General features: G+C 69.8%; 19 protein-coding genes and 1 pseudogene. All 20 read right to left on the bottom strand.

Annotated elements, in window-relative coordinates:
* The 20 genes and pseudogenes from ABS52_15650 to ABS52_15745 all read right to left on the bottom strand — a co-directional run bounded on the left by ABS52_15650 (window position 1) and on the right by ABS52_15745 (window position 22,589).
* A pseudogene (locus tag ABS52_15650) lies at window positions 1–2,239 on the bottom strand (hypothetical protein).
* The gene (locus ABS52_15655) at window positions 2,236–3,021 is read right to left on the bottom strand and encodes a twin arginine-targeting protein translocase TatC (GenBank protein ID ODT01972.1); all 786 of its coding nucleotides are present in this window, start codon (window positions 3,019–3,021) and stop codon (window positions 2,236–2,238) included. Before ABS52_15655 ends, ABS52_15650 begins: the two are co-directional and overlap by 4 nt.
* Window positions 3,022–3,040: 19 nt before the next feature.
* Complete coding sequence (locus ABS52_15660; protein ODT01973.1) at window positions 3,041–3,757, bottom strand: tol-pal system protein YbgF; 717 nt, start codon at window positions 3,755–3,757, stop codon at window positions 3,041–3,043.
* A gap of 58 nt (window positions 3,758–3,815) precedes the next feature.
* Window positions 3,816–4,415 (bottom strand): peptidoglycan-associated lipoprotein, encoded by a 600-nt coding sequence (locus ABS52_15665; GenBank protein ID ODT01974.1) that lies wholly within the window; start codon window positions 4,413–4,415, stop codon window positions 3,816–3,818.
* Window positions 4,416–4,473: 58 nt separating this feature from the next.
* Window positions 4,474–5,784, bottom strand: a complete 1,311-nt coding sequence (locus tag ABS52_15670; protein ODT01975.1) for a hypothetical protein — start codon at window positions 5,782–5,784, stop codon at window positions 4,474–4,476.
* Window positions 5,784–6,491 carry a hypothetical protein gene (locus ABS52_15675; GenBank protein ID ODT01976.1) on the bottom strand — a complete coding sequence of 236 codons (708 nt, stop codon included), beginning with the start codon at window positions 6,489–6,491 and terminating at the stop codon, window positions 5,784–5,786. Before ABS52_15675 ends, ABS52_15670 begins: the two co-directional genes overlap by 1 nt.
* Window positions 6,488–6,895, bottom strand: coding sequence for a hypothetical protein (locus tag ABS52_15680; protein ODT01977.1), 408 nt, complete (start codon window positions 6,893–6,895; stop codon window positions 6,488–6,490). Before ABS52_15680 ends, ABS52_15675 begins: the two co-directional genes overlap by 4 nt.
* 6 nt (window positions 6,896–6,901) lie before the next feature.
* Window positions 6,902–7,621, bottom strand: a complete 720-nt coding sequence (locus ABS52_15685; protein ID ODT01978.1) for a hypothetical protein — start codon at window positions 7,619–7,621, stop codon at window positions 6,902–6,904.
* A complete protein-coding gene (locus tag ABS52_15690; protein ODT01979.1) occupies window positions 7,618–8,583 on the bottom strand; it encodes a UDP-glucose 4-epimerase in 966 nt (321 codons plus the stop codon). Before ABS52_15690 ends, ABS52_15685 begins: the two co-directional genes overlap by 4 nt.
* A gap of 274 nt (window positions 8,584–8,857) precedes the next feature.
* A complete protein-coding gene (locus ABS52_15695) occupies window positions 8,858–10,123 on the bottom strand; it encodes a hypothetical protein (GenBank protein ID ODT01980.1) in 1,266 nt (421 codons plus the stop codon).
* A gap of 19 nt (window positions 10,124–10,142) precedes the next feature.
* The gene (locus ABS52_15700) at window positions 10,143–10,661 is read right to left on the bottom strand and encodes a hypothetical protein (GenBank protein ODT01981.1); all 519 of its coding nucleotides are present in this window, start codon (window positions 10,659–10,661) and stop codon (window positions 10,143–10,145) included.
* Window positions 10,662–10,756: 95 nt separating this feature from the next.
* Entirely contained in the window at window positions 10,757–11,224 is a 468-nt protein-coding gene (locus tag ABS52_15705; protein ID ODT01982.1) for a ribosomal-protein-alanine N-acetyltransferase, read from the bottom strand.
* A gap of 40 nt (window positions 11,225–11,264) precedes the next feature.
* A complete protein-coding gene (locus tag ABS52_15710) occupies window positions 11,265–12,047 on the bottom strand; it encodes a tRNA (adenosine(37)-N6)-threonylcarbamoyltransferase complex dimerization subunit type 1 TsaB (protein ID ODT01983.1) in 783 nt (260 codons plus the stop codon).
* Window positions 12,040–12,477 (bottom strand): tRNA (adenosine(37)-N6)-threonylcarbamoyltransferase complex ATPase subunit type 1 TsaE, encoded by a 438-nt coding sequence (locus ABS52_15715; protein ID ODT01984.1) that lies wholly within the window; start codon window positions 12,475–12,477, stop codon window positions 12,040–12,042. The genes ABS52_15710 and ABS52_15715 overlap by 8 nt, the downstream gene beginning before the upstream one ends.
* 2 nt (window positions 12,478–12,479) lie before the next feature.
* Window positions 12,480–14,537, bottom strand: a complete 2,058-nt coding sequence (locus ABS52_15720; protein ID ODT01985.1) for an excinuclease ABC subunit B — start codon at window positions 14,535–14,537, stop codon at window positions 12,480–12,482.
* Window positions 14,538–14,604: 67 nt separating this feature from the next.
* Entirely contained in the window at window positions 14,605–16,713 is a 2,109-nt protein-coding gene (locus ABS52_15725) for a hypothetical protein (protein ID ODT02005.1), read from the bottom strand.
* A 71-nt stretch (window positions 16,714–16,784) separates the two neighbouring features.
* A complete protein-coding gene (locus ABS52_15730) occupies window positions 16,785–17,519 on the bottom strand; it encodes a hypothetical protein (protein ID ODT01986.1) in 735 nt (244 codons plus the stop codon).
* Window positions 17,520–17,825: 306 nt separating this feature from the next.
* On the bottom strand, window positions 17,826–21,161 hold the full coding sequence (locus ABS52_15735) for a preprotein translocase subunit SecA (GenBank protein ODT01987.1): 3,336 nt from the start codon (window positions 21,159–21,161) through the stop codon (window positions 17,826–17,828).
* Window positions 21,162–21,169: 8 nt separating this feature from the next.
* On the bottom strand, window positions 21,170–21,781 hold the full coding sequence (locus tag ABS52_15740; GenBank protein ID ODT01988.1) for a nicotinate (nicotinamide) nucleotide adenylyltransferase: 612 nt from the start codon (window positions 21,779–21,781) through the stop codon (window positions 21,170–21,172).
* Window positions 21,782–21,788: 7 nt separating this feature from the next.
* Window positions 21,789–22,589 carry a hypothetical protein gene (locus ABS52_15745; protein ID ODT01989.1) on the bottom strand — a complete coding sequence of 267 codons (801 nt, stop codon included), beginning with the start codon at window positions 22,587–22,589 and terminating at the stop codon, window positions 21,789–21,791.
* Window positions 22,590–22,806: the final 217 nt, after the last annotated feature.

Below are 22,806 nucleotides of genomic sequence, written 5' to 3' on the forward strand. Positions count from 1 at the left end.
CCCCGGCGCCGCCGAAGGCGGGCGCCGCGCCCCCCGCGCCACCTCTACCCGCGCTATCGGCGCCCGCGGCGCCCCCCGCCCCGGCCCCACCCGGGCGCGCCGTCGTCGCCGTGTCACGCCCCCCCTCGCGCGAGCGGAGCTTGGCCTCGAAGTTGGTCGAGAAGCCGAGGCTGATCGTGCTCTGGGGGTTGTTCCCCAGGTACCCCTGCGCGATGTCGCCGTTGGCGGCGAGGAATTCGTTGGACACACTCCCGCGCGGCGTGTAGGCGAACATCAGCTGCGGCTCGATCGTGTGCCGGATGCGTTCCACCGGCCCGATCCCCGGGAAGAACCCGTACAGCTTCGGCGAGACCGACAGCCCGTAGCTCGGCCGCATGGACTGGGTGAGGAACTTCCCCCCGGTGCGTTCCGTGCGCACCACCAGCGGCGACCGGCCGTCGACCTTCGAGAAGCTCACCGAGGGCGTCACGTTCCACGACCCCTGGAAGAAGCTCGGCAGGTTGAACCCCGTGTCCCAATCGAGGCCGGTCACGAAGTCGCGCGCGAAGACGCGCTCCACCTTGCTCGTAGTGTCGCTGACGTCGGTGTAGATCGTGCGCCGCTGCGGGAAGTCGTTGAGGACGTCGCTGACCCGGATCGAGTTGCGCCAGTTGAAGCCGTAGATCTGCACCGGCGTCTCGATGCTGATCGTCGAGCGGCGTGTGTTGCGCCGCACGCGCACGCTGTCGAGCTGGTTCGTGACGGGGTCGCGCACGTAGCGGAACGCGAAGTCTCCCACCTGGTCGATGTCGAAGCTCTGGGCGTTCGAGATCGTGAGCCCCGGCGACCAGGTGAAGTTCTCGCCAACCCTGATCGGCTTGCTGGTGATCCCCAGGCTGGGGAAGTCGCGGTCCAGCTGCGATCGCCCGGGATACTGCGTCTGCGTCCCGCCCAGGTTCAGCGTCACCGGCCCCCGCCCCGTCGTGTAGTTCAACGACGACCGGATGGTCTGCATCGCCTGCGCCGGGTTGAAGCTGATGTTGCGCTGGATGGTGGTGTTGGTGACGTAGTTGAACGTCGCGTTGATGCGCGTGCGCTGCGAGAATTCCTGGGAGTGCGACAGCGAATACTGCTTGTTCACCTGCCCGTTTCGCAGGTAGTGGTACGACGACGCCAGCGTCCCGCTGATGAAGCGGTCACGCCACCGATAGTTCACCTGTCCGTTGAACTTGAGGTAGCCGGGGTCGAAGGCGGTCGAGCGCGCGTCGCTGCGCCAGTCCATGGACAGCTGCGCGTCCATGTAGTCGTTCAGCGCCACGTAGTAGCCGATGTCCTCGATGGTGCGGCGCAGGAAGGGGCTCTGCCGGAAGACCTGGTTGAAGCCGATGCGCGGGGCGATGATCCCGCTGCGCCGTCCCGAGCGCATGTCCTGGAAGACGAACGGAAACCACATCACCGGGATGTCGGCGATGTAGAGGATGGCGGGGCGCGCGACCATCACGTTCTTGGACACGAGCTTGAGCTCGCGCGCCGCGAAGTGATAGTGCGGCTCGGTCTCCTCGCAGCTGGTGAGCCACCCGTCCCGCGCATAGAACGCCGAGCGCCCGGCGTCGGTCGAATCGCCCTTGAAGGCGGCGACGTTGCCGTGCACCACCCACCGCTGCCCGCTCTCCACCGCCGTGGTGACGTTGCGCACCACGCCACGGCGGTTGTTCACGTCGTACCGGATGCTCCCCAGGGCGATGATGTCGTCCTGCCCCTGCGACGGGTCACGCAGGAGGAGGGTGTCGCCGCGCGCGATCACCACGTTCGTCGAGTCGTTGAACTGGATCGTGTCGCCCACGAGCATCGCCGAGTCGCGCTGCACCGCCGCATGCTTCCCGACCAGGTTCATCGTGTGCTCGGCGGCGCGGAAGACGACGTTGCCCCCCTGGTAGCGGGTGACGCTGTACCCCTTCCGGTTCAGCAGGGCGTTCATCACGGAATCGGGCGCCGCCCACTGCACCTCCATGCGCATCCGGGCGGAATCCAGCGCGCTGCGCCCCACCTGTTCGTGCTCGCGCAGCGAGTCCAGCGCGGTGCGTGGCCGCGTCGTGTCGCCGGCCGCGGCGCGTGCCCGGGCCCGGGCGATGGAGTCGGCCCGCTGCTGCGCGCTGCGAACCGGCGGGGTGGGGCGCTGCCCCCTGGCCTGCGGGGCGCCCACCACGACGAGCCCCAGGGCGAGCGCCACCAGCACCAGGGCCCGGCGGTGGAACCTCACGCCATCACTCCCGACTCTTCGGCCAGGCGCGACTCCTCGCGTCGCTGCTTGCGGCGGTACACGACGAACGAGCACACGACGCTCAACTCGAAGAGCAGGTACAGCGGGACCGCGATCGCGAGGAGCGAGAACGGATCCTGCCCCGGCGTGATGAAGGCCGATGCCACCAGGCAGACGACGACCGCGTGCCGCCGGAACCGGTTGAGGAACTGCGGCGTCACGATCCCGAGCGCGGTGAGCGCGAGGACGGCAATCGGGAGCTCGAAGACCGCCCCGAGCACCAGCGAGAGCGAGACGACGAAGTCGAAGTACTCCCCCGCGGTGATCATCGGGGTGAGCGACGCCGTCTGGATGCTGTAGAACATCTTCAGCGTGATCGGGATGATCCCGAAGAACGCGAGCGAGACGCCGGCCAGGAACAGGATCGCCCCGAAGATGAGGACGGGGATGATGACCTTCTTCTCGTGCTTGTACAGCGCGGGCGAGAGGAAGCCCCACACCTGCCAGATGAGGACCGGCGACGCGAAGATGGCGCCCAGGGCGAACGCCATGCTCATGGTGATCTTGAACGGGTCGGCCGGGTGCGTGTAGACCAGCTGGTGCCCGTTGAGGAACGGGAGGATCGGCCGTTCCAGGATCAGGATGATGTCGAACTTGAGGAGGAGCGAGAAGGCGACCACGACCCCCGCGACGAGCGCCACGAGCGACTTGAGGATGCGCCAGCGCAGTTCCTCGAGGTGCTCGAGGAACGGCATTTCCGCCGGGTGCCCTACAGTCGCCATGTCGAGGGGGTCGGTCGTCCTATCGATTCGTCCGCAGCCACTCCCGTGCGAGGTCGGCTTCGTCCGAGGTGGGGTACTCCCGCACCACGCGATCCATCGTCGTGCGGGCGTCGGCGCGTCGCCCCTGGCGCGCGATGGAGAGCGCCAGCTTGTAGAGTGCCGTGGACGCCCGCATCGAGCGCGGGTACTTCTCCACCACGGCCGCATACGCCGAGTCGGCCGCCGTCGAGGTCCCCTCGGCCGCGTACGCCTCGGCGATGTTGATCTGGGCGTCGGGGGCGAGCTCCGACGTGGGATACCGCCGGAGCAACTCCTCGAAGCCCGCCCGCGCCGCGGAATAGCTCCCGCGGCGCAACTGGTCATACGCCAACTGGTACAATTGGTTCGGACCGGGAGCGGCCTGGACCGGGGCGATCGCCGAGGTGTCCCCCGGCGGCGCGACGACCGGCGGCGCCACCGCCTGCTGGGCCCGCGCCTCCATCTCGGCCCGCATTTCCTGCAGGCGCCGCTGGCTCTGCCCCGTCAGTTCCTGGATCTGCAGGAGCTGTTGCTGGATCGCGCGCAGCTCACCGCGCGAGTCCCCCTGGAACCGGGTCAGGCGATCGCTGGTGGCCCGCACCGAGTCGGCCACCGTGCCTAACGATGCCGCCACCGCAGCGAGCTGGCGCGCGCGCGCCGAGTCGGCGCGCGCGGCCTCGGTGCGGAAGCTCAGGATGTCGCCCTGAAGGATCCGCATGTCGTTGCGCGTGGGACGAGGGTGGCGGCCGCGCCGGCGCGTCCCAGCCGCCGCCCGGTCATTTCGGCGCCACGAGCGATTCGGCGCCGGCGATGACCTCGAACTCGGCACGCCGGTTCATGCGCCACGCCTCCTCGTTGGACGCCGCCACCGCGGGACGCTCCTCGCCGAACGACACGATGTCGAGGCGCCCACCATCGATCCCCTGGTCGGAGAGGTAGCGCTTGACCGCCGCCGCGCGGCGCTGGCCGAGCGCCAGGTTGTACTCGTCCGACCCGCGCTCATCCGTGTGCCCCGCCACGCGGAGGCGCAGCGACGGGTTGGCCCGGAAGATCGCGAGCTTGGCATCGAGCGTGGCACGGGCGTCGGGCGAGAGCTCGTCGGAGTCGTACTCGAAGTAGACGGGAGCCGCCAACGTCGCCTTGGTCGCCGCCAGCGCGCGCTCACGCTCCGCCGCCTCGCGCGCCGCATTCGCCGCAGCGATGGAGTCGGCATGGCGCTTCTCGGCGAGGGCGATGCTGTCACGGCACCGCTGGTCGCACGTCGGGGACGGCGCCGGGCCGCTCGGCGCCGGCGTCACCTCCGGCTTCTTGCGGCAGGCGGAAACGGCGGCGAGGGCCAGCACCGAGAGGGCGAGTACGCGAGTTCCACGAGTCATGTCGATGTCCTTGCCTTGGGATGGGGGTGGGGGTGTGAGGTGAAGAAATGAGCCAGTGTCAGCGGGCGCGCAGCGACGGCGACCAGGCGCCGAAGCGTGCCCCGCCCGGGGCGTGCGTCAGCTGTCGCACCGAGTTCGACTCCACGTCGAGGACCCACAGCTGCTTGGTCCCGCCGCGATTCGAGGTGAAGACCAGGTGACGGGCGTCGGGCGCCCACGAGGGCTGCTCGTTGACCCCTTCGCTCGTGTGCCGCCTGATCACGCGGTCGCGCAGCCCGATGGTCATGATCTGCATGCGTCCCGCCAGCTGCGCCTCGAAGGCGATCAGCCGGCCGTCGGGAGACCAGTCGGGGTTCGCGCGGTACGACTGGTCACCGAAATTGTACGGGGTGAGCAGCTCCGCGTTCGTCCCGTCGGCGTCGGAAATATACACCTCGGGATGGCCGCTCCGGCCCGAGGTGAAGGCGAGCCGACGCCCGTCCGGGGAGAAGGTCGGCTGCGTGTTGTCGCTCCCCCGACCGACCGTGATGCGCCGCGCAGGCTCGTTGCCGAACGCGTTGGTGGCGTAGAGATCCGTCCCGGCCTCCGCGCCGTGGGCGTAGACGATCGTGTAGCCGTCGGGCGAGAAGGTCGGCGTCATGTTCAGCCCGCCGCGCGTGGGGAGGACGCGCGTCGCCCCGCCGATCTCGCGGATGACGACCTGCTGTCCCGTCGCCCCCATCGTCATGTAGGCGATGTGGGACGCCTTCGGGTGCCAGACCGGCGACATCGCCCCGCTCTCGTTCGTGAGCGGGGCCGCGTTGGCGCCGTCGCTGTCCACCTGCCACACGCGTCCGGCACTGACGTACAGGATCCGCGTCGCCGCGATCCCCCGCACGCCGGTGATCCACTGTTCGATCTCGTCCGCCACCTCGTGCAGCGCGAGCCGCCACGCCGGCGACAGCGCCCCCATCGGGAGGGGGAAGGCCTTCGTCCGCTCCACCGCCCCCTTCCCCGCGTTATGCACCGTCACCTGGATCCCGAACGACGTGGGCGTCACCTGCAGGATGGCCGCCGCCCCCAGCCGCGTGAACAGCGGATAGTTTGGCTTGCTGCTCCCCGAGCCGAACGGCGGGACGGCCGAGGGCTCGAGGGCGATCACGTTGATCCGGTCGCCGTAGGTGAAGTCGCGTTGCAGGATCGCACGGATCGAGTCCCCGGCCGTCCCCTCCACGGGGAGGACGAGGACGCCGGGGCGCGTACCGGGCGCGTACACGAGCCCGATGCGGACGCCGGCCACGGTCGTGTCCTGCCCCCGGGCGGGAGCGGCGACCGTCGCGAGGGAGAGGAGCGCGACCAGAGCGAGCGCGCAGCGGCGCGGGAATGGCATCAGCGGATGAGTTGCGGATCGAAGCTGAAGATAACCGTCAGCACATCGTCCCTGAATCCGTCGGGGAGCGGGCCGAACGAGCCCGAACGCGCGGCGGCCTCCACCGCCCCCTGCGCCTCGAGGTCGAACTCGTACGAACCCGAGCGCCGGCGGAACTGGAACCCCGTCATGCTCCCGTCGCGGCGGATGAGGAAGAGGACCTCCGCGACGAGGGCCTGCCCGCTGCGCGGCTTGAAGCGCAGCGCGATCTGCCGGACGATGTTCTCCAGGTAACCCGGATAGGGAAACGGGATCCCCTGCACGCTCACGTTCGCCACGTCGGTCCCCGTCCCCCCTTCCGGCCCGCCCCCCGCCCGCGGCGCCGGCGTGTTGCGTGTCGGGACCTGTGCGGCGTTAGGCACCGGCGTGGCGCGGGGCGCCGTCCGTGGTGGAGGGGCCTTCTTCACCGGCACGGGGGCCTCGGCCGGTGCCTCGGCACGCTTGGGGGGAGGCGTCGCCTCACGCGGCGGGGCCGGTGCCGCCTCCGCCACCTGGCCGATCGCGCGCGGCCCGGCCGGCGCCGCCACCAGGTCCACCTGGTACACGGGCGGGAGCGCCACGCGCTTCTCGCGCGCCACCACCAGCGCCACCACCACCAGCGAGAGGTGCAGCAGGAGCGAGAGCGTGGCGGGGAGCCGCAGGGCCCCCCGCGCGGCGCGCGGCGTCACGGCTTCTCGGGCTCCACGATCATCCCCACGCCGCTCGTCCCCGCCGCCACCATCACCCCGAGCACGCGGACCACCGAACCGTACGGGACCGACGCATCGGCGCGCAGGTACACCCCGCGCTTCGCCCGCTGGTCCGCCAACGCCTTGAAGGCGGCCCGGAACTCCTCGAACGACATCTTCGTGTCGTCGACGAAGACGCTCCCCCGGCGGTCGATCGTCACGACCAGCCCGCTCTTGGGCTCCAGGGCCCGGGCCTCACCCTTCGGGAGCTGCACGTCCACCCCGCCCTGCATCATCGGCGCCGTGATCATGAAGATCACCAGCAGGAGCATCATCACGTCGATGAGGCTCACCACGTTGATCTCGGCGTTCAGCGGTGTCCGCTCCCCCCGTCGGCGTCCCATCGTCGGCTAGATCCGCTCTTCGCGCACGAGAAGCGCGATCAGCTCCGAGCCGAATCCCTCCAGCTCGCCCTCGATGCGATTGAGGCGATTCGCGAAGATGTTGTACGCGAAGACCGCGGGAATGGCCACCGCCAGCGCGGCGGCGGTCGCCGTCAGCGCTGCCGCGACCCCAGGGGCCACCGACGCCACGTTCCCCGACCCGCGCGTCGCGATCCCGACGAACGACTGGATGATCCCCAGCACCGTACCGAACAACCCGATCAGCGGTGACGCCGAGCCGATCGTCGCCAGCCACGGGACATAGCGGGCGAGCGCATCACGCTCCGCCTCCGCCTGCGAGTCGAGCACCAGCCGCAACGCCTCCACCTGCGACGCGCTGAAGCGCGCCGTCCGCTCGGCCGTCGCCGCCATCGCCGGGCGCGTCTCCGTCATGAACCGCTCGGCGCGCTTCAGCACCTCGCCGAACGGGTTCGCCCCACCGGCGCGGGCCAGTGCCGCCGCGTCGTCCAGCGCATGCGCCCGCTCGAACCCCTCCAGGAAGCGGCGCGAGGCGCGTTGCATCCTCGAGAACTCGCGCCACTTGGCGAGGACGATCGTCCAGCTGATGAGCGAGAGGAGCCCGAGGAAGGCCAGCACCACCTTGGTCACCAGGTCGGTGGAGCGCAGGAGGTCCCACGCCGATTCGGGAACCGCCCCCCCCATCTGCGCCAGCATCGGCCAGGTCACTGCGCCCCCTCGCGATGCCGCGCGGCGAAGTACTCGAAGGTCCGGCGCGTCCCGTCGGCCAGCGACACCTCCGGGCGCCACCCCAGTTCGCGTGCGGCCTTGTCGATGTCGACCGCCGAGCGTTGCTGCTCGCCCGCGCGGGCCGGGGCGTGCTGCACGGGGACGTTGGACCCCGCCGCGCCCTGCAACGACGCCGCCAGCTCCAGCACCGTCGTCTGCACCCCCGTCCCCACGTTGTAGGCTCGCACGTCGAGCTGCGCCGGCCGGGGGAGCGCCGCCTCGGCAGCGGCGAGATTGGCGCGCGCGACGTCGCCCGCGTACACGTAATCGCGCGTCTGGAGCCCCTCGCCGAAGACCGTCAGCGCCTCACCCCTGAGGATCCGGTTGCAGAAGATGGCCACGACTCCCGCCTCGCCGTGCGGGTCCTGGCGCGGTCCGTAGACGTTCGAATATCGCAGCGCCACCGTGTCGAGCCCGTGGATGCGCGCGTAGTACCCGAGGTAGTACTCCACCGACAGCTTGGCGATCCCGTACGGCGACTCCGGGTCCTTCGGCATCGATTCGACCGTCGGCACCGAGACGAAGTCGCCGTAGATCGCCCCGCCCGTCGACGAGAAGACGAAGCGCGTCGGGTGTCCGGATGCGCGCACCGCCTCCAGGAGGTTCAGCGTCCCCAGGATGTTGATGGTCGCGTCGAACGCCGGGTCGTTGACGCTCCTGCGCACGTCGATCTGCGCCGCGAGGTGGCACAGGACGTCGTAGCGCCCGTCGCGCACGAGCGCCGCCGTCCCCGACTCCCCGATGCCTGCCACGTGCAACGTCGCCCCGGGCGGCACGTTCTCACGCTTGCCTGACGAGAGATTGTCGACGACGTCGACGTGGTATCCGCGGGCGAGGAGGAGCTCGACGACGTGCGACCCGATGAATCCGGCGCCGCCGGTGACCAGCGCCCGGCGGCTCACGCGGCCACCTCGGCGCTGGCGATGCCGACGCCCTGGGCCGCGTGACACGCGGCGGGCCACACGGAGTGCTGCGGGACGAGGAACGTCACGATCTTGTCTGCCTCTGTGGTTGGTGTCGGCGGCGCGCGCGGCGCCACGGCGGCGAAAGCCGACGTCGAGCGAGGTGCACTAGACAAACGGCGCCGGGGATTCCCCAGGCGCCGTGCCGTACAGCACTCGTCGTCGGAGTACGGGGGACGCGAGGTGCGCCCTCAATGTAGTCCGATGCGCCCGCTCAGGGGAGCGCCCTCGTGACGCGAGCGCGCACCCCTTCGCGCAGCAACGGCTGCGACTGGCGAATGATGAGCGCACTCGCGCTGCGCGCCGTGACCCGCAACACGACGCCGCGCGCGATCTCCTGCCCCGCAGCCCCCCGATCGTCGGTGAGGAACGTGACCGCGTCGCCCGTGCGCAGGCCACGCGCCGCCCCCACGTCGAGCATCACCACATGCTGCAGCGTCGGGAGCGTCGCACCACCGACGACAGCCACGACGCGCCCCTCCACCGGGTCGAGACGCTCCGACCGCTCCCCGACTTCGGCGGCAGCGCCCGCGGACACCATCGGGACCAGCGCGCCCCCTTCCGCCAGGGCACCGAAGGCCGCCGTCACGACCCCTTCCGCCGGTGAGGCGCCGTCGGGCGAACGGGTAACGTGAATGATCCCGACGGGCGTAACGAGCCGCCCCAGATCCGCGACCGGCGCCCCAACTTCGACCACGAGAAACGCCGCCCGCTCCACAGCAGGGGCCCCCGAAGGCGCGACCAGCTGAACCCGGTCGAACAGGTGCAGGGTGCGATGCTCGATGGACCGCTCCAGTGCAGGTGGGTCCAGGCGCCGCAGCACGCGCCCGCCACGCGCGACCACGTCCGCGTCGTCGAACCAGGGAGCGACGAGCGTCTCGCGGGCGATGGCATCCGCGCCGACCGATGCCGCAGACTGCACCCCGGCACCGCCCTCGGCCACCTGCGCGCGGGACGCCGCCGGCGTCATGGTGCCGACCGGTTCGGCCGAACTCGCCCCCTTCAACGCCCCCCCTCGTCCCCCCTCCCGCGACCCATCCAGGCGCCGCGACCGCGCAGCCGCAGCGAAAATGGTCGGTGTGCTCAGCGAGTCGGCGGTCACCAGCGTCGGCGCCGCCTCACCAGCTCGTGAGGGAGGCGACGTCGGGGCGGCAGCGCCCGGAGCGCCTGGCGCCCGAGCGGCGCGCGTGGCCGGGCCCGATGCCGCGGTGCGCGCGGCGGACTCACCGGCAGCCGTTCCCGCGCCGGCCCTCCCCGCTCCTCGGCGGCCGCGAGGGAGGACCAGCCGCATCCCGACGGGCAGCGAGCGTTCGCTGCGGATACGGGAATTGAGCCGGACGAGCTCCCGCCAGCGGTGCCCGTCCCCAAGCTCGTTCGTGGCGATGCGCCACAGCGTCTCGCCCGCACGCACGACGTGCACGCGAGGCGCGCCCTGCCCCCGTGCGATGGAGGGGACGGCCAGCGTCCCCACCACCGCCATGAGGGCCAGGGCACTCCGGCTAGAACGGGAGATCGTCCTCATCGGACTCGAGGGCGCTCGGGAAGTCCTCGAAGTCGTCTCCCCCCCCAGCTGCCGCCGGCATCCCGGCTCCGGAGCGCGTGCGCTCCTGCGATGCGGCGCGCCCCCGCCCGCCACCGTTGTACTCGCCGCCATCACTCCCTCCCTTGCCACCAAGCATCACGAGGTCGCGAACGCGAATCTCGGTGGTGTAGCGCGTCTGCCCCTCCTTGTCCTGCCACTGCCGGTACTCGATGCTCCCCTCGACGTACAGGCGATCTCCCTTCCTGACGTAGCGTTCGATGATGTCGGCGAGGCCGCCAGCGCCCGCGCCGCGCGCATTCCACGCCACGCACCGATGCCACTCGGTCTTCTCCTGACGATCGCCCCCGGGGCCGTTCCAGGTGCGCGTCGTGGCGAGCGAGAACTCCGCCACCCGCCCCCCGCTCCCCACCGACTTGATCTCGGGATCCTTACCGAGGTTCCCGATCAGCATGACCTTGTTCAGGCTTCGACTCACAGTTCCTCCTGGGCGAGAGTGATGACTCGCCACGGACAGTATGCGCGCACCAAGTGGGGTACGCCACCATTCGATTGCGATCTCTACCGGAAACGCTACACCAACTCCTTGCGGAGGATCAGCGCGTCCTCTACCGGGTGCGCATAGTACCGCGCGCGACGCCCGACGCCAGTGAACCCCTCGGATTCGTACAGCGCCCGCGCCGCCTGGTTCGACTCCCGGACCTCCAGGAAGACCAGGTGTGCACCGCGTTGGCGCGCCGTGGCGAGCGAATGCCGAAGGAGCAGACGTCCGATCCCCCTCCGCCGGGTACCGGCAGCGGTCGCGAGGTTCGCCAGGTCGCCGTCGGCGTCGGCGAGATAGACGATCGCGTAGCCGGCGATCGCGCCGAGGGGGAGCTCCGGGGACTCGGCGACCTCGAAGACCACATCGGGGCGGCCCACCAGCTCGCGAAACGACCGCGCCGACCACGGGTCGGAAAACGTCCCGCGCTCGATCGCGGCGATTGCGTCGACGTCGGCGAGGGTCGCGTCGCGAATCGTGACGTGGCCGTCATCGCTCATCCGGGTGCCCAGGACGGCAGCGCGTGCCGATTCGGCGGCCTCATCCGGTGGCGCCCAGCGAGCGCCCGTGCGCCTTCTCCCACTTCACCTGGGCTTCGGCCAGGCGACCGTAGTCGGGCTCCCACGTGTCGAGCGCCACCGGGGCGAGGAGGGGGCCCGGCACGAGGCGCGCGACGTCACGCGCGAGCGGGACGGCGTTCCGGCCGCCGGCGAACGTGTCTCCTCCCATTCCGACGACGCGAGCGCCCGCGCCGGCCGCGACCGACGCCAGCGCCGGGCGCGCCATGAGTCCCGGCTCGCCGTCCGCCACGATGACGCCCTCCGCGCTACGCACGAAGCGCTGGCAATACCACTCGCCGCGAAGGGCGTCGATCACCGCGATGACCGCCCCGTCGGCGTCCTCGGCCGACGGCGCCGAGCCCCCGACGTTGCGCGACCGCGTGTCGCCCCCCCCCGATGGCGCGAGCGCGGCCGGCTCGCGTCCCCCCCTCCCGTCCCCGAGCCCTTCATCGCTGGCGGCCAGGAGCGCGAGTGACGACGCGGCCCACAGTTCGATCCCCAACGAGTCGGCCACCCCCTTCGCGAGGGCGGCGGCGATGCGAAGCGACGTGAAGCCCCCCGGCCCCGCCCCGCAGATGACGCGCGCCAGCGCACTGGCCGGGACCCCGCGCTCCGCCAGCAGCTGCACGACCGACGGCATGAGGCGTTCCCCGTCGTGCCCGCGCATGGCGACCTCCGTCTCGGCGACGAGGGCGCCCCCCCGGAGGAGGGCGACGGACCCCGTTCCCGTCGACGCCTCGAGGACCAGTGTCAGCTCAGGCATCGCCCCTCCCGTCGGAGCTCCCGTGCGCCACGAGCTCCCGGACGTCGTCGCGTCCCGGAACGTGGGCGAGGGTCAGCCGCACCGCGTCAGGGGGAAGCGCATCGCCGGCGCGCTCCGGCCATTCCACGAGGACGATCGCGTGCGCCGATACGATCTCGTCCCACCCCAGCCCCAGCAGCTCGCGCGGGTCGCGCAGGCGGTACAGGTCGAGGTGATACACCGGGGTGGCCCCGCCCGCGTATTCGTGCACCAGGGCGAAGGTCGGCGACGTGACCGGCTCGCGGACGCCCGCGCCGCGGCAGATGGCCTGCACCAGGGTCGTCTTCCCCGCGCCGAGGTCGCCGGCGAGGGTGACGACGCACGGCGCGCGGAGTCCGCGCCCGAAGGCCTCGCCCCAGGCCAGCAGGGCGTCACGTGTCAGCACCGGCATGCCTAACGATGCGCCCGGATCTCGGCGAACGCGTCGCGCTTGCGCGCGCTGCCGGCGCTGTCGCGTCGCGCGCGCAGTTCGAACACCTCGTCACGCAACCGCGCGGCCGCCTCGAAGTCGAGCTCATCGGCCGCCACCCGCATGTCCCGTTCCAGCCGGGCGATCATCTCGTCCAGCTCGGCGGTGGAATACGTCGCCTTCGCCTCGGCGACCCGGCGCCCCTTCTCCTCCCTGTCTTCCCGGGCATCAGCCACCCGCGTGATGAAGCGCACCTCGTCCACCGACTTCACGACCCCCCGGGGGACGATCCCGTGCGCCGTGTTGAACGCCATTTGCAGCTGCCGACGGCGCGACGTCTCGTCCAGGCACCGCTTCATGGAATCGGTGACCCGGTCCGCATAGAAGATCGCCCGGCCGTTCACGTGCCTGGCGGCGCGCCCCACCGTCTGGATCAGCGAACGGTCGCTCCGCAGGAACCCCTCCTGGTCCGCATCGAGGATCGCCACCAGCGAAACCTCGGGCATGTCGAGCCCCTCGCGCAGCAGGTTGATCCCGATGAGGACGTCGAACTCCCCCAGCCGCAACCCGCGCACGATCTCCATCCGCTCGATGGCGTCGATGTCGGAGTGCATGTAACGGACCCGCACGCCGGTCTGCGCCAGGTAGTCCGTGAGGTCCTCGGCCATCCGCTTGGTGAGCGTCGTGACCAGGACGCGCTCCCCCTTCCGCTCTCGGAGGCGGATCTCGTTGAGAAGGTCGTCCACCTGCCCGCGCACCGGGCGCACCTCGATCTCCGGATCGACCAGGCCCGTCGGCCGGATGATCTGCTCCACCACCACCCCTTCCGACAGCCGCAGCTCGAGCTCGGAGGGCGTGGCGCTCACGAAGAGCGCGCGCGGCGTCAGCGCCAGGAACTCGTCGAACACGAGGGGACGGTTGTCCAGCGCACTGGGGAGGCGAAAGCCGTAGTCCACCAGCACCTCCTTGCGCGCCCGGTCGCCGTTGTACATCCCGCGCACCTGCGGGAGCGTCACGTGCGACTCGTCGATCACGACGAGGAAGTCCTCGGGGAAGTAGTCGAACAGGCAGGCTGGCCGCTCCCCGGCGCTGCGCCCCGTGAGGTGGCGCGAGTAATTCTCGATCCCGGCGCACGTCCCGATCTCCAGCATCATCTCGACGTCGAAGTTCGTCCGCGACTCGAGCCGCTGCGCCTCCAGGAGCTTCCCCGCGTTGCGCAGCACCGTCAGGCGGTCCGCCAGCTCGGCCCGGATCGACTCCACCGCCTTCACCAGGGTCGGGCGGTTGGTGATGAAGTGCTTCGCCGGATAGATCGCCGCGCGCTCGAGCGTCGCGATCGTCTCCCCCGTCACCGCCGAGATCTTCGAGATGCGCTCGATCTCGTCGCCCCACATCTCCACGCGCACCCCCTGCTCCTCGTATGCCGGGAGGATCTCGATGGTGTCGCCGCGCACGCGGAACGTCCCGCGCTCGAAGGCGACGTCGTTGCGCGAATAGAGGATCCCCACCAGGAGGCGCAGGATCTGGTCGCGCGAGATCCGCTGGCCGCGCGTGAGCGTGACCATCCGCTCGCGGTACTCCACCGGATCGCCCAGGCCGTAGATCGCCGAGACCGTCGCGACGATGATCACGTCATCGCGCTCCATCAGCGACGAGGTGGCCCGCAGGCGGAGCCGGTCGATGTCCTCGTTGATCGAGGCGTCCTTCTCGATGTAGGTGTCGGTCGAGGGGACGTACGCCTCGGGCTGGTAGTAGTCGTAGTACGAGATGAAGTACTCGACCGCGTTCGCCGGGAAGAAGCTCTTGAGCTCCCCGTACAGCTGCGCCGCCAGCGTCTTGTTGTGCGACAGGACGAGCGTCGGCTTCCCGTGGGCCGCGATGACGTTCGCCACGGTCATCGTCTTCCCCGACCCGGTCACGCCGAGCAGCGTCTGGAACCGGTCGCCGCGCGCGAGCCCCGCGGTCAGCTCGGCGATCGCCTTGGGCTGGTCGCCGGCCGGGGAGAACGGGGATTCGAGGCGAAATGGGGCGGGCGACGGCATGGGCGCAAGCTAGCAGTATCGGCGTTTCTTCGGGAGTACGGAACGCGGCGCCCGGCGGGGGTGCTCCCTACGCCTCCGTCTGGATGTGCTCCCGCCGAGCCACCTCGGTGATCCCCTTCACGCGCCGCACCGCCTTCAGGATCTTCTGCAGGTGGGCCAGGTTCTCGACCTCGACCACCGCGGCCCCCGAGACGCGGCCATCCGTCGTTCGCAGCTCCAGCGTGCGGATGTCGGTCCCGGTGGAGCTCACCGCCGACGCCACGTCGGCATACAACTGTCGCCGGTCGTTCCCCTCGATGGCGAGCCGGACGAGGAAGCGCTCCCCCGGCTGTTCCTGCCAGTCGATCTCCAGGCGTCGCTCGGGCTCGTGCATCAGCTGGAGCAGGTTGGGGCAGTCGGCCCGATGGATGCTCACCCCTCGCCCCCGGGTCACGTACCCCACCACCTCGTCGCCCGGGACCGGCTGGCAGCACTGTGCGTAGCGCACCATCAGCCCGTCGGCGCCCTGGATCTTCACCCCGCGCGAGGTCCCGCGCATCCGGTCCACCAGGCGCTCGATCGCGGTGGTGGGACGCGGTGCGTGGTCCGGCGTCTCGAGATCCGGGTAGAGGAGCTTCAGCACCTGGCCGACGTTGATGTCCCCGTGCCCGATCGATGCAATGACGTGGTGGGCATTGTTCAGCCCGAGGGAGCGTGAGATCGCCTCGAGCTGGGCGTCGTCGGCCTTCGCCAGCCGGCGCCGCCGAATCTCCCGGTCGAGGATCTCGCGCCCGATCTTGGCGGACGACCGCTCCTCTTCCTGCCGCAGCCACTGCCGGATCTTGTGCCGCGCCCGCCCCGTGCGCACGTGCGCCAGCCAGTCGCGGTTGGGGCGCGCGTGCGGGGAGGTCAGGATCTCCACCGTCTCCGAATTCTTCAGCTCGCGCGACAAGGGGGCGATCTTGCCGTTGACCTTCGCCCCCTGGCAGTGCAGCCCGATCTCGGTGTGCACGCCGAAGGCGAAGTCGATCGGCGTTGCCCCCCTGGGAAGCTGGATCACGTCCCCGGTCGGTGTGAAGACGAAGATCTCGTCCTGATAGAGGTCGAGCTTCAGGAACTCGAGGAACTCGGCCGGATCCCGGGCGTCCAGCTGCAACTCCAGCACCTGGCGGAACCACGCCAGGTGACGGTCCAGCTCGTCCTGCGACTTCGAGTTCTCCTTGAAGCGCCAGTGCGCCGCGATGCCGTACTCCGCCGTGCGGTGCATGTCGCGCGTGCGAATCTGGATCTCGTACAGCTGGCGCCCCGGCCCGAAGATCGTCGTGTGCAGCGACTGGTAGCCGTTGCTCTTGGGCTGGGCGATGTAGTCCTTGATGCGCTCCTGCACCGGCGTCCATCCGTCGTGGATCACCCCCAGGGCGTGGTAGCAGTCGGGGACGGTGTTCACCATCACGCGGATGGCGAGGAGGTCGAAGATCTCCTCGTACGGGCGCTGGCGCTTGTCCATCTTCTTGTGGATGGACCAGAGGTGCTTGGGCCGCCCGGTGACCTCGACGTCCGGGATCCCCGCCGCCGTGAGGGTGCGCTCCAGCGGCTCCTTCAACGCCCGCACGAGCGCCTCGCGCTCCGCCCGCTTGGCGGCCACCATCCTGGCCAGGGCGCGATACGCCTCCGGCTCCAGGTACTTGAATGCCAGGTCCTCGAGCTCCCACTTCACCTGCGCCATCCCGAAGCGATGCGCCAGCGGGGCGTACAGGTCCATCGTCTCCTGCGCGATCCGCTCCCGCTTGTGCTCGGGCAGCCAGTCGAGCGTCCGCATGTTGTGCAGGCGATCGGCCAGCTTGATCATGATGACGCGTGCGTCCTTGGCGATCGACACCAGGAGCTTGCGGTAGTTCTCGACCTGCCGCTCCTCGGTCGAGTTGAGCGGAAGGTGCCCGATCTTCGTCAGCCCATCGACGATCTGCGAGACCTCGCGGCCGAACTCCTTCTCGATCTCCTCGATCGTGATCGGGGTGTCCTCGACCACGTCGTGGATGAGGCCACTCGCCACCGTGACCGTGTCCAGCTGGAGGTCGGCCAGGATCTTGGCCACCTCGACGCAGTGCGAGACGTACGGATCGCCGTTCTTGCGGAACTGCCCCTCGTGCGCCTTCGCCGAGTACTCGTAGGCGCGCGTGAGGAACGCCACGTCCAGCCGCTCGGGGACCGGGTCCCCAGAGGGCCACCAGGGCGGAGCTTCGCGTACTGCGGATACGGCGGTCGTCGTCACAGCAATCCTGCCTCGGCAAAGCTCGTGTAGCGTCCGCGCCCCACGATCACGTGGTCGTGGACCGGAATGTCCAGCAGTCGCCCCGCGGCCACCAGCTGCTCGGTCACCATCCGGTCGTCCGGCGAGGGCGTCGGGTCCCCACTCGGGTGGTTGTGAACCAGGATGAGCGCCGCCGCCCGTTCGGCGATCGCCTCCCTGAACACCTCGCGCGGGTGCACCAGCGACGAGTTCAGGATCCCCCGGGTGATGGTGATGTCGCGCTCGACCCGGTGCTGGCTGTCGAGCACGGCGACGTGAAACTCCTCCACCGGCAGATCCTCGAGCCGCGGCCCGAACAGCCGATACACGTCGCGAGGCGAGCGCACCGCCATCCCTTCCTGCCGCGTCTCGTTCACCATCCGCCGGCCAAGCTCGAGCGCCGCATGAATCGCAACCGCTCGCGCCCGACCGATCCCTCCCACGCTGGTGAGCATCCCCAGCGGCTCGGACGCGATCCGCCGGAGCGATCCCCCCGACCGCGCGAGCACGCCGTGCGCCAACTCGATGGCCGACTGCCCACCACGACCGGTCCCCAGCACTATGGCGAGAAGTTCGATCGCGCTCAAGCGCGTCGCCCCATGCGATGCCAGCCGCTCGCGCGGTCGTTCGCCCGAAGGGAGCTCCTTGATACTTAACGCACCCGGGGAGGTCTGTCGAGATAAGTCACTGTTGGGGCAAGCCTTCGCACGCATCGATTCTCCTGGAGACGAGGTGCCGCATCATGCCACCGACGCACGGCGTCCCGGACACCGATCACGCGACCCTCGTACCAGAATCGTACGCCCCCCCGCGGAGCTCGCCCGTACCCTTCATCCCGCACTCATCGCCACATCACAGACATGATGCCCCGTCACGCCTGTGGAATACCGATCCTCCCGCCCCTTCCCCCTGCCGGCATCGAGCACCGCACGAAGGGCGAGGGGGGCGGCGCCCCTTGGCGCCGCCCCCCCCATCGCTCCCTCCCGCGGACGCGATCACGCGTTCACGCGTTCACGCGTTCACGCGTTCACGCCATGACACTTCTTGAACTTCTTCCCCGACCCGCAGGGGCACGGATCGTTCCGCCCCACTCCCGAGAAGTCGACCGGTGCGGACGCTCCCGCCCCCATGCTCGAAAGCGACCGCGCACGCCCAGCCCCCACGACCATCGGATCGCCCGTGGCGACGGGGGCCTTGGCGGCGGCAGGCGTCGCCTCGGAGGCCGGACCGTCCTCCTCGGCCGGGACGGTCACTTCTTCCTCGGCTTCGGCCACGAGCGGCTCGTCGACGATGTCCTCGAGGATCCCGAGCGCGTTGTAGCGCTTCGTCGGACGGCGCGGCGCCTCGGGCTCGGGCGATGGCGCCCCGGCACCGTCTCCCCCCATGAAGTCCTGGGGATTGAAGACCAGCTGGGCCCTGAGGAACCGCTCCGCGAACGTGTGATGGATGTCGCCCATCAGGTCCACGAACATCGTGTACGCTTCCTGCTTGTACTCGATGAGCGGATCCTTCTGCCCCCACGAGCGATAGTGGATGGCTGCCCGCAGCTGGTCGAGATCGTACAGGTGGTCCTTCCACTTCTCGTCCAGGACGTTGAGCATCACCAGCGCGTTGAGCCGCGGGGCGAATCCCTGGCCACTTTCGTCGCGCACGGCGTTGAGGCTCTCCTCCTTGGCCGCGAAGGCGAGGCGCGCCGAAGCGACGGCGGCCTGGACCACCCCGTCCGTCGTGGTCGGCGTGTCGTCGCCCTCGAGCTCGGGAACCGACAGGAGGTAGTGCATCAGCAGCTCCTGCCGCACGAGCCCGAGGTCCCACTGCGACGCGTCCTCGTACACGGCCAGCAGGTCGGTCACGCGCTTGGTGATGGCCTTCTCGACCATCTTGAGCGACTCGCCGCGCAGCTCCTCCCCTCCTTCGAGCGCGAACGAGCGCAGCGAGTAGATCACCTCGCGCTGCTGGTTCATCACGTCGTCGTAGTCCAGGAGCCGCTTGCGGGCCTGGAAGTTCTGCAGCTCGACGCGCTTCTGTGCCTGCTCGATGGAACGCGTCACGAGCGGGTGCGTCAGCACCTCGCCCTCCTGCGCCCCGAGGCGGTCCATCAACCGCGCGATGCGGTCGGACTGGAACAGCCGCATCAGGTCGTCTTCGAGCGACAGGAAGAACTGCGACGCTCCCGGGTCGCCCTGGCGCCCCGAGCGCCCGCGCAGCTGCCGGTCGATCCGGCGGGACTCGTGACGCTCGGAACCGATGATGTGGAGCCCGCCGCATTCCTCGACGTCGATCTCCTTGCCATCCGGATCCGCGATCTTCGAGGGGAGCGCCGCCTTGACGCCCTCGCCGAGTTTGATGTCCGTTCCGCGCCCCGCCATGTTGGTGGCGATGGTGACCGCGCCGCGCTGCCCGGCGCCGGCGACGATCTCCGCCTCCCGCTGGTGATACTTGGCGTTGAGGACATTGTGCGGGAGGCCGGCGCGCTTGAACATGCGCGACAGCGTTTCCGACACTTCCACGTTCACCGTGCCGACGAGGACCGGATACCCCAGTTCGTGCAGCCGGCGGGTCTCCTCGACGATCGCGTTGAACTTCTCGCGCCGCGTCTTGTAGATCAGGTCCTGCCGGTCCTCGCGCACCACCGGCCGGTTGGTCGGGATGACGGCGACCTCGAGGCCGTAGATCTGGTGGAACTCGGTCTCTTCCGTCTCGGCGGTGCCGGTCATGCCGCCGAGCTTCTCGTACATGCGGAAGTAGTTCTGGATCGTGATCGTGGCGAGGGTCTGCGTCTCCCCCTTCACCTGCACGCCTTCCTTCGCCTCGACGGCCTGGTGCAGCCCTTCCGACCAGCGGCGCCCCGGCATCGTGCGCCCCGTGAACTCGTCGACGATGAGGACCTGGCCGTCCTGCACCACGTAGTTGACGTCCTTCTCGTACAGGGCGTGGGCGCGCAGGAGCTGGTGCACGATGTGGAGCTTCTCGCTCTTCATCGCGTACTGCGCCTCGATGGTGCGGCGGGCCTCGAGCTTCTCGGTCGGCGACATCTCGCCGTCGCGGTCGATCCGGTGGATCTCCGTCGAGATGTCGGGCAGCGCGAACTCGTCGGGGTCGTCCGGGCTCAGCAGGTCGATCCCGCTATCCGTCAGGTGCACGGTGTGCCCCTTCTCGTCGAGGACGAAGAAGAGGTCGTTCTCGAGCTCGCGGAACTGCTGCTTGGACGGCGGGAGCTTCCGGTCGGCGATGTACTCCAGCTCCATCTTCTGGACGAGCTGCTTCACCCCGGGCTCGTTGAGGGCCTTCATCAGGCGCTTGTTCTTGGGGCTTCCCAGCTGCGCCTTGAAGAAGCCGAGGGCGGCGGCGTCCTTGTCCCCCTGCTCCAGGGCGCGCTCGGCGTCGCCCACCAGGACGGTCACGACCTCGGTCTGCCGGCGGAACAGGCGCAAGACGGCGCCGTTGTGCTCGGCGAACGCCTGGTCATTCTCGTTCCCCACCGGCCCCGAGATGATGAGCGGCGTCCGCGCCTCGTCGATGAGGACCGAGTCCACCTCGTCGACGATCGCGTACCAGTGCCCGCGCTGGACGCGCTGGTCGAGCGCGACGACCATGTTGTCGCGCAGGTAGTCGAAGCCGTACTCGTTGTTCGTCCCGTAGGTGATGTCGGCGTTGTAGGCCGCACGGCGCTCGAGCGTCCCCGGCTCGGTGTCATCCAGGCAGCCGACGGTCAGGCCCAGGTAGCGGAACAGGTGCCCCATCCACTGCGAGTCGCGGCGGGCGAGGTACGAGTTCACCGTCACGAGGTGCGACCCCTTCCCCGGGAGCGCGTTCAGGTACAGCGGGAGCGTGGCGACGAGCGTCTTCCCCTCGCCCGTCGCCATCTCGGCGATGCGCCCCAGGTGCAGCTGGATGCCCCCCATCAGCTGCACGTCGTAGTGCACCATGTCCCACTTGAGCTCCTGCCCCGTCACCTGCACGATGGACCCGCACAGGCGGCGCGCCCCCTCGCGCACGGTGGCGAACGCCTCGGGAAGGAGCTCGTCCAGCACCTCGGCGATCTCGTCGCGCAGCTCCTTCTCGATCCCGCCGCGCCCGTCGCCGCCTCCCAGCTCGAGGTCGATCGCCTCGCGCACCGCGGGATCCTTCGTCGTGTGCTTGAGCTGCTTGAGCTCCGCCACCCGGCGCTCGAGCGCATCCGTGCGCTCGGCCAGGACGCGACGGAACTTCGCCGTCTGCCCGCGCAGCTCGTCCTCGGATACCGACTGCAGGCGCTCGTAGTGCGCGTTGATCTCGTCGACGATCGGCTGGATGCGTCGCTGTTCGCGCTCGTGCCGGGTGCCGAAGACCTTCGAGAGGATTCCCTTGAGCATCGATGCCTCTATCGATACAGGGCGTGCTCGCTGATGTAGCGCGCCACCGCATCGGGTACAAATCCGTGAAGGGAGCGCCCCGCCAGCACGCGCTCCCGGATTTCCGTCGACGAGATGTCCACTCGCCGCGTCTCCAACACGACAGGTGCTGGAAGGTCGCCGCCCGTCACCGCACGAATGGCACCAGCCACTGCTGCCTTTTCGACAGTCCCGCCCTCGACCGCCCGGTGCATGATGGCCAGCTGCGCCAGCTCCGCGATTCGGCGCGGCGACCGCCACTTCCCGAACGTCGTCACCACGTCGGCCCCCACCAGTAGCACCAGCCGATCCCCGGGATGCTCCCGGGCCAGCGCTTCGAGGGTGTCAACCGTGAAAGATAACCCGGCTCTCTCGATTTCGATCGGATCGACGGCGAACCGGGAATCGCCGGCCGTGGCCAGCCGTACCATGGCCAGGCGGTCGTCCGCAGTGGCCGACTGCACCCCGATCTTGAGCGGCTGCTGCGCCGCCGGGATCCAGACCAGACGGTCGAGCCCCAGGGCCTCGAAGGCGTCGGAGGCGGCCAGCAAGTGTCCGTTGTGCGGCGGGTCGAAGGTCCCGCCAAAGAGCCCGACTCTCACGGCTCGCTCAGAGCGAATCGCGGCGAACCGTGCTGTCCGGCTGGGGAGTCTTCGACACGGTGGCCGGGGGGGCGCCGCATGCGAGCGTGACCTCCTTGTCGGACGGATACCGCTCGAACAGCGTCGCGCAGACGTCGTGCTTGTCCTCCCGGTACCGGATGGCGTCGTAGGAGTCCGCCAGGCGCAGGTAGGCGTCCTTCGACTTGGCCGTCTGGGGGTAGTTCTTGACGACGTCCTTGAAGTAGATGATCGCCGAGTCGAAGGCCTTCCGGCGGAAGTAGTACATCCCGCTCTCGTAGTCCTTGGTGGCGAACCACTCCTGCAACGTGTCGATCGCCTTCGTCGCGTCGTCCTTCCGATCGGTGTCGGGATACAGGCCCAGGAGCGACTGGTACGCGGCGAGTGCCTGTTCGCCATACTGCGCGTCCAGCGTCGGGCGGCGCCACATCTTCTGGTACTCCCGCGCCGCCTCGAACATCGCGTCGTCGGCCAGCGTGTCGGTCGCGAACGACTCGGCGAGCCGGTTGTAGGCCTGCGCCGCCAGGAGGTGTTCCTTGCGCCCGGCGTGCGCCTTGGCCAGGTACCAGTGGGCCAGCGGAAGGAGGGTGTCGCGCGCCGGGAGGTCGAACGTCAGCTTCTCGAACGCCGTCACCGCGTGGTCCCACTTCTTCTTGTTGAACTCCCCCAGCGCCGCCGCATACAGGCGCTCGTTGGTGGGGTAGCGGCTCAGCTTGAACCCGGCCGAGCACGCCGCGAGGGCGAGGCTCAGGAGGGGTAGGCCGAGTCGGACGGTGCGGGAAAGGAACATAGCGGGTTGAGTACCCGGCGAATGGCGTTCGGTTCGCGGAAGCCGGCCAGGCAGCCGGCGCGCGCGGAGCCGGGTAAGGTAATGCACCAAACAGCTTTCTGGAGTCGCCACGCCGCGAAAAAGTCGCGGGTCCGACCCGCGGCGGCATCCCACCCGGCCGCGCCCTGGGGCCCGCGTCTCGGGCGGGGGGTGGGGGGGAGAGGCCCCTCCCCGACAG

The organism is Gemmatimonadetes bacterium SCN 70-22, from assembly GCA_001724275.1.
Classification (GTDB): Bacteria; Gemmatimonadota; Gemmatimonadetes; order Gemmatimonadales; family Gemmatimonadaceae; genus SCN-70-22.

What these genes read in the sequence shown, in the direction of transcription:
- ABS52_15655 (ODT01972.1), bottom strand. Translation starts at nt 3,021, where the DNA reads ATGGCGACTGTAGGGCACCCGGCGGAAATGCCGTTCCTCGAGCACCTC.
- ABS52_15735 (ODT01987.1), bottom strand. Translation starts at nt 21,161, where the DNA reads ATGCTCAAGGGAATCCTCTCGAAGGTCTTCGGCACCCGGCACGAGCGC.
- ABS52_15660 (ODT01973.1), bottom strand. Translation starts at nt 3,757, where the DNA reads ATGCGGATCCTTCAGGGCGACATCCTGAGCTTCCGCACCGAGGCCGCG.
- ABS52_15670 (ODT01975.1), bottom strand. Translation starts at nt 5,784, where the DNA reads ATGCCATTCCCGCGCCGCTGCGCGCTCGCTCTGGTCGCGCTCCTCTCC.
- ABS52_15710 (ODT01983.1), bottom strand. Translation starts at nt 12,047, where the DNA reads ATGCCTGAGCTGACACTGGTCCTCGAGGCGTCGACGGGAACGGGGTCC.
- ABS52_15720 (ODT01985.1), bottom strand. Translation starts at nt 14,537, where the DNA reads ATGCCGTCGCCCGCCCCATTTCGCCTCGAATCCCCGTTCTCCCCGGCC.
- ABS52_15730 (ODT01986.1), bottom strand. Translation starts at nt 17,519, where the DNA reads ATGCGTGCGAAGGCTTGCCCCAACAGTGACTTATCTCGACAGACCTCC.
- ABS52_15715 (ODT01984.1), bottom strand. Translation starts at nt 12,477, where the DNA reads ATGCCGGTGCTGACACGTGACGCCCTGCTGGCCTGGGGCGAGGCCTTC.
- ABS52_15665 (ODT01974.1), bottom strand. Translation starts at nt 4,415, where the DNA reads ATGACTCGTGGAACTCGCGTACTCGCCCTCTCGGTGCTGGCCCTCGCC.
- ABS52_15705 (ODT01982.1), bottom strand. Translation starts at nt 11,224, where the DNA reads ATGAGCGATGACGGCCACGTCACGATTCGCGACGCGACCCTCGCCGAC.
- ABS52_15745 (ODT01989.1), bottom strand. Translation starts at nt 22,589, where the DNA reads ATGTTCCTTTCCCGCACCGTCCGACTCGGCCTACCCCTCCTGAGCCTC.
- ABS52_15680 (ODT01977.1), bottom strand. Translation starts at nt 6,895, where the DNA reads ATGGGACGCCGACGGGGGGAGCGGACACCGCTGAACGCCGAGATCAAC.
- ABS52_15695 (ODT01980.1), bottom strand. Translation starts at nt 10,123, where the DNA reads ATGGCGGTGGTGGGGACGCTGGCCGTCCCCTCCATCGCACGGGGGCAG.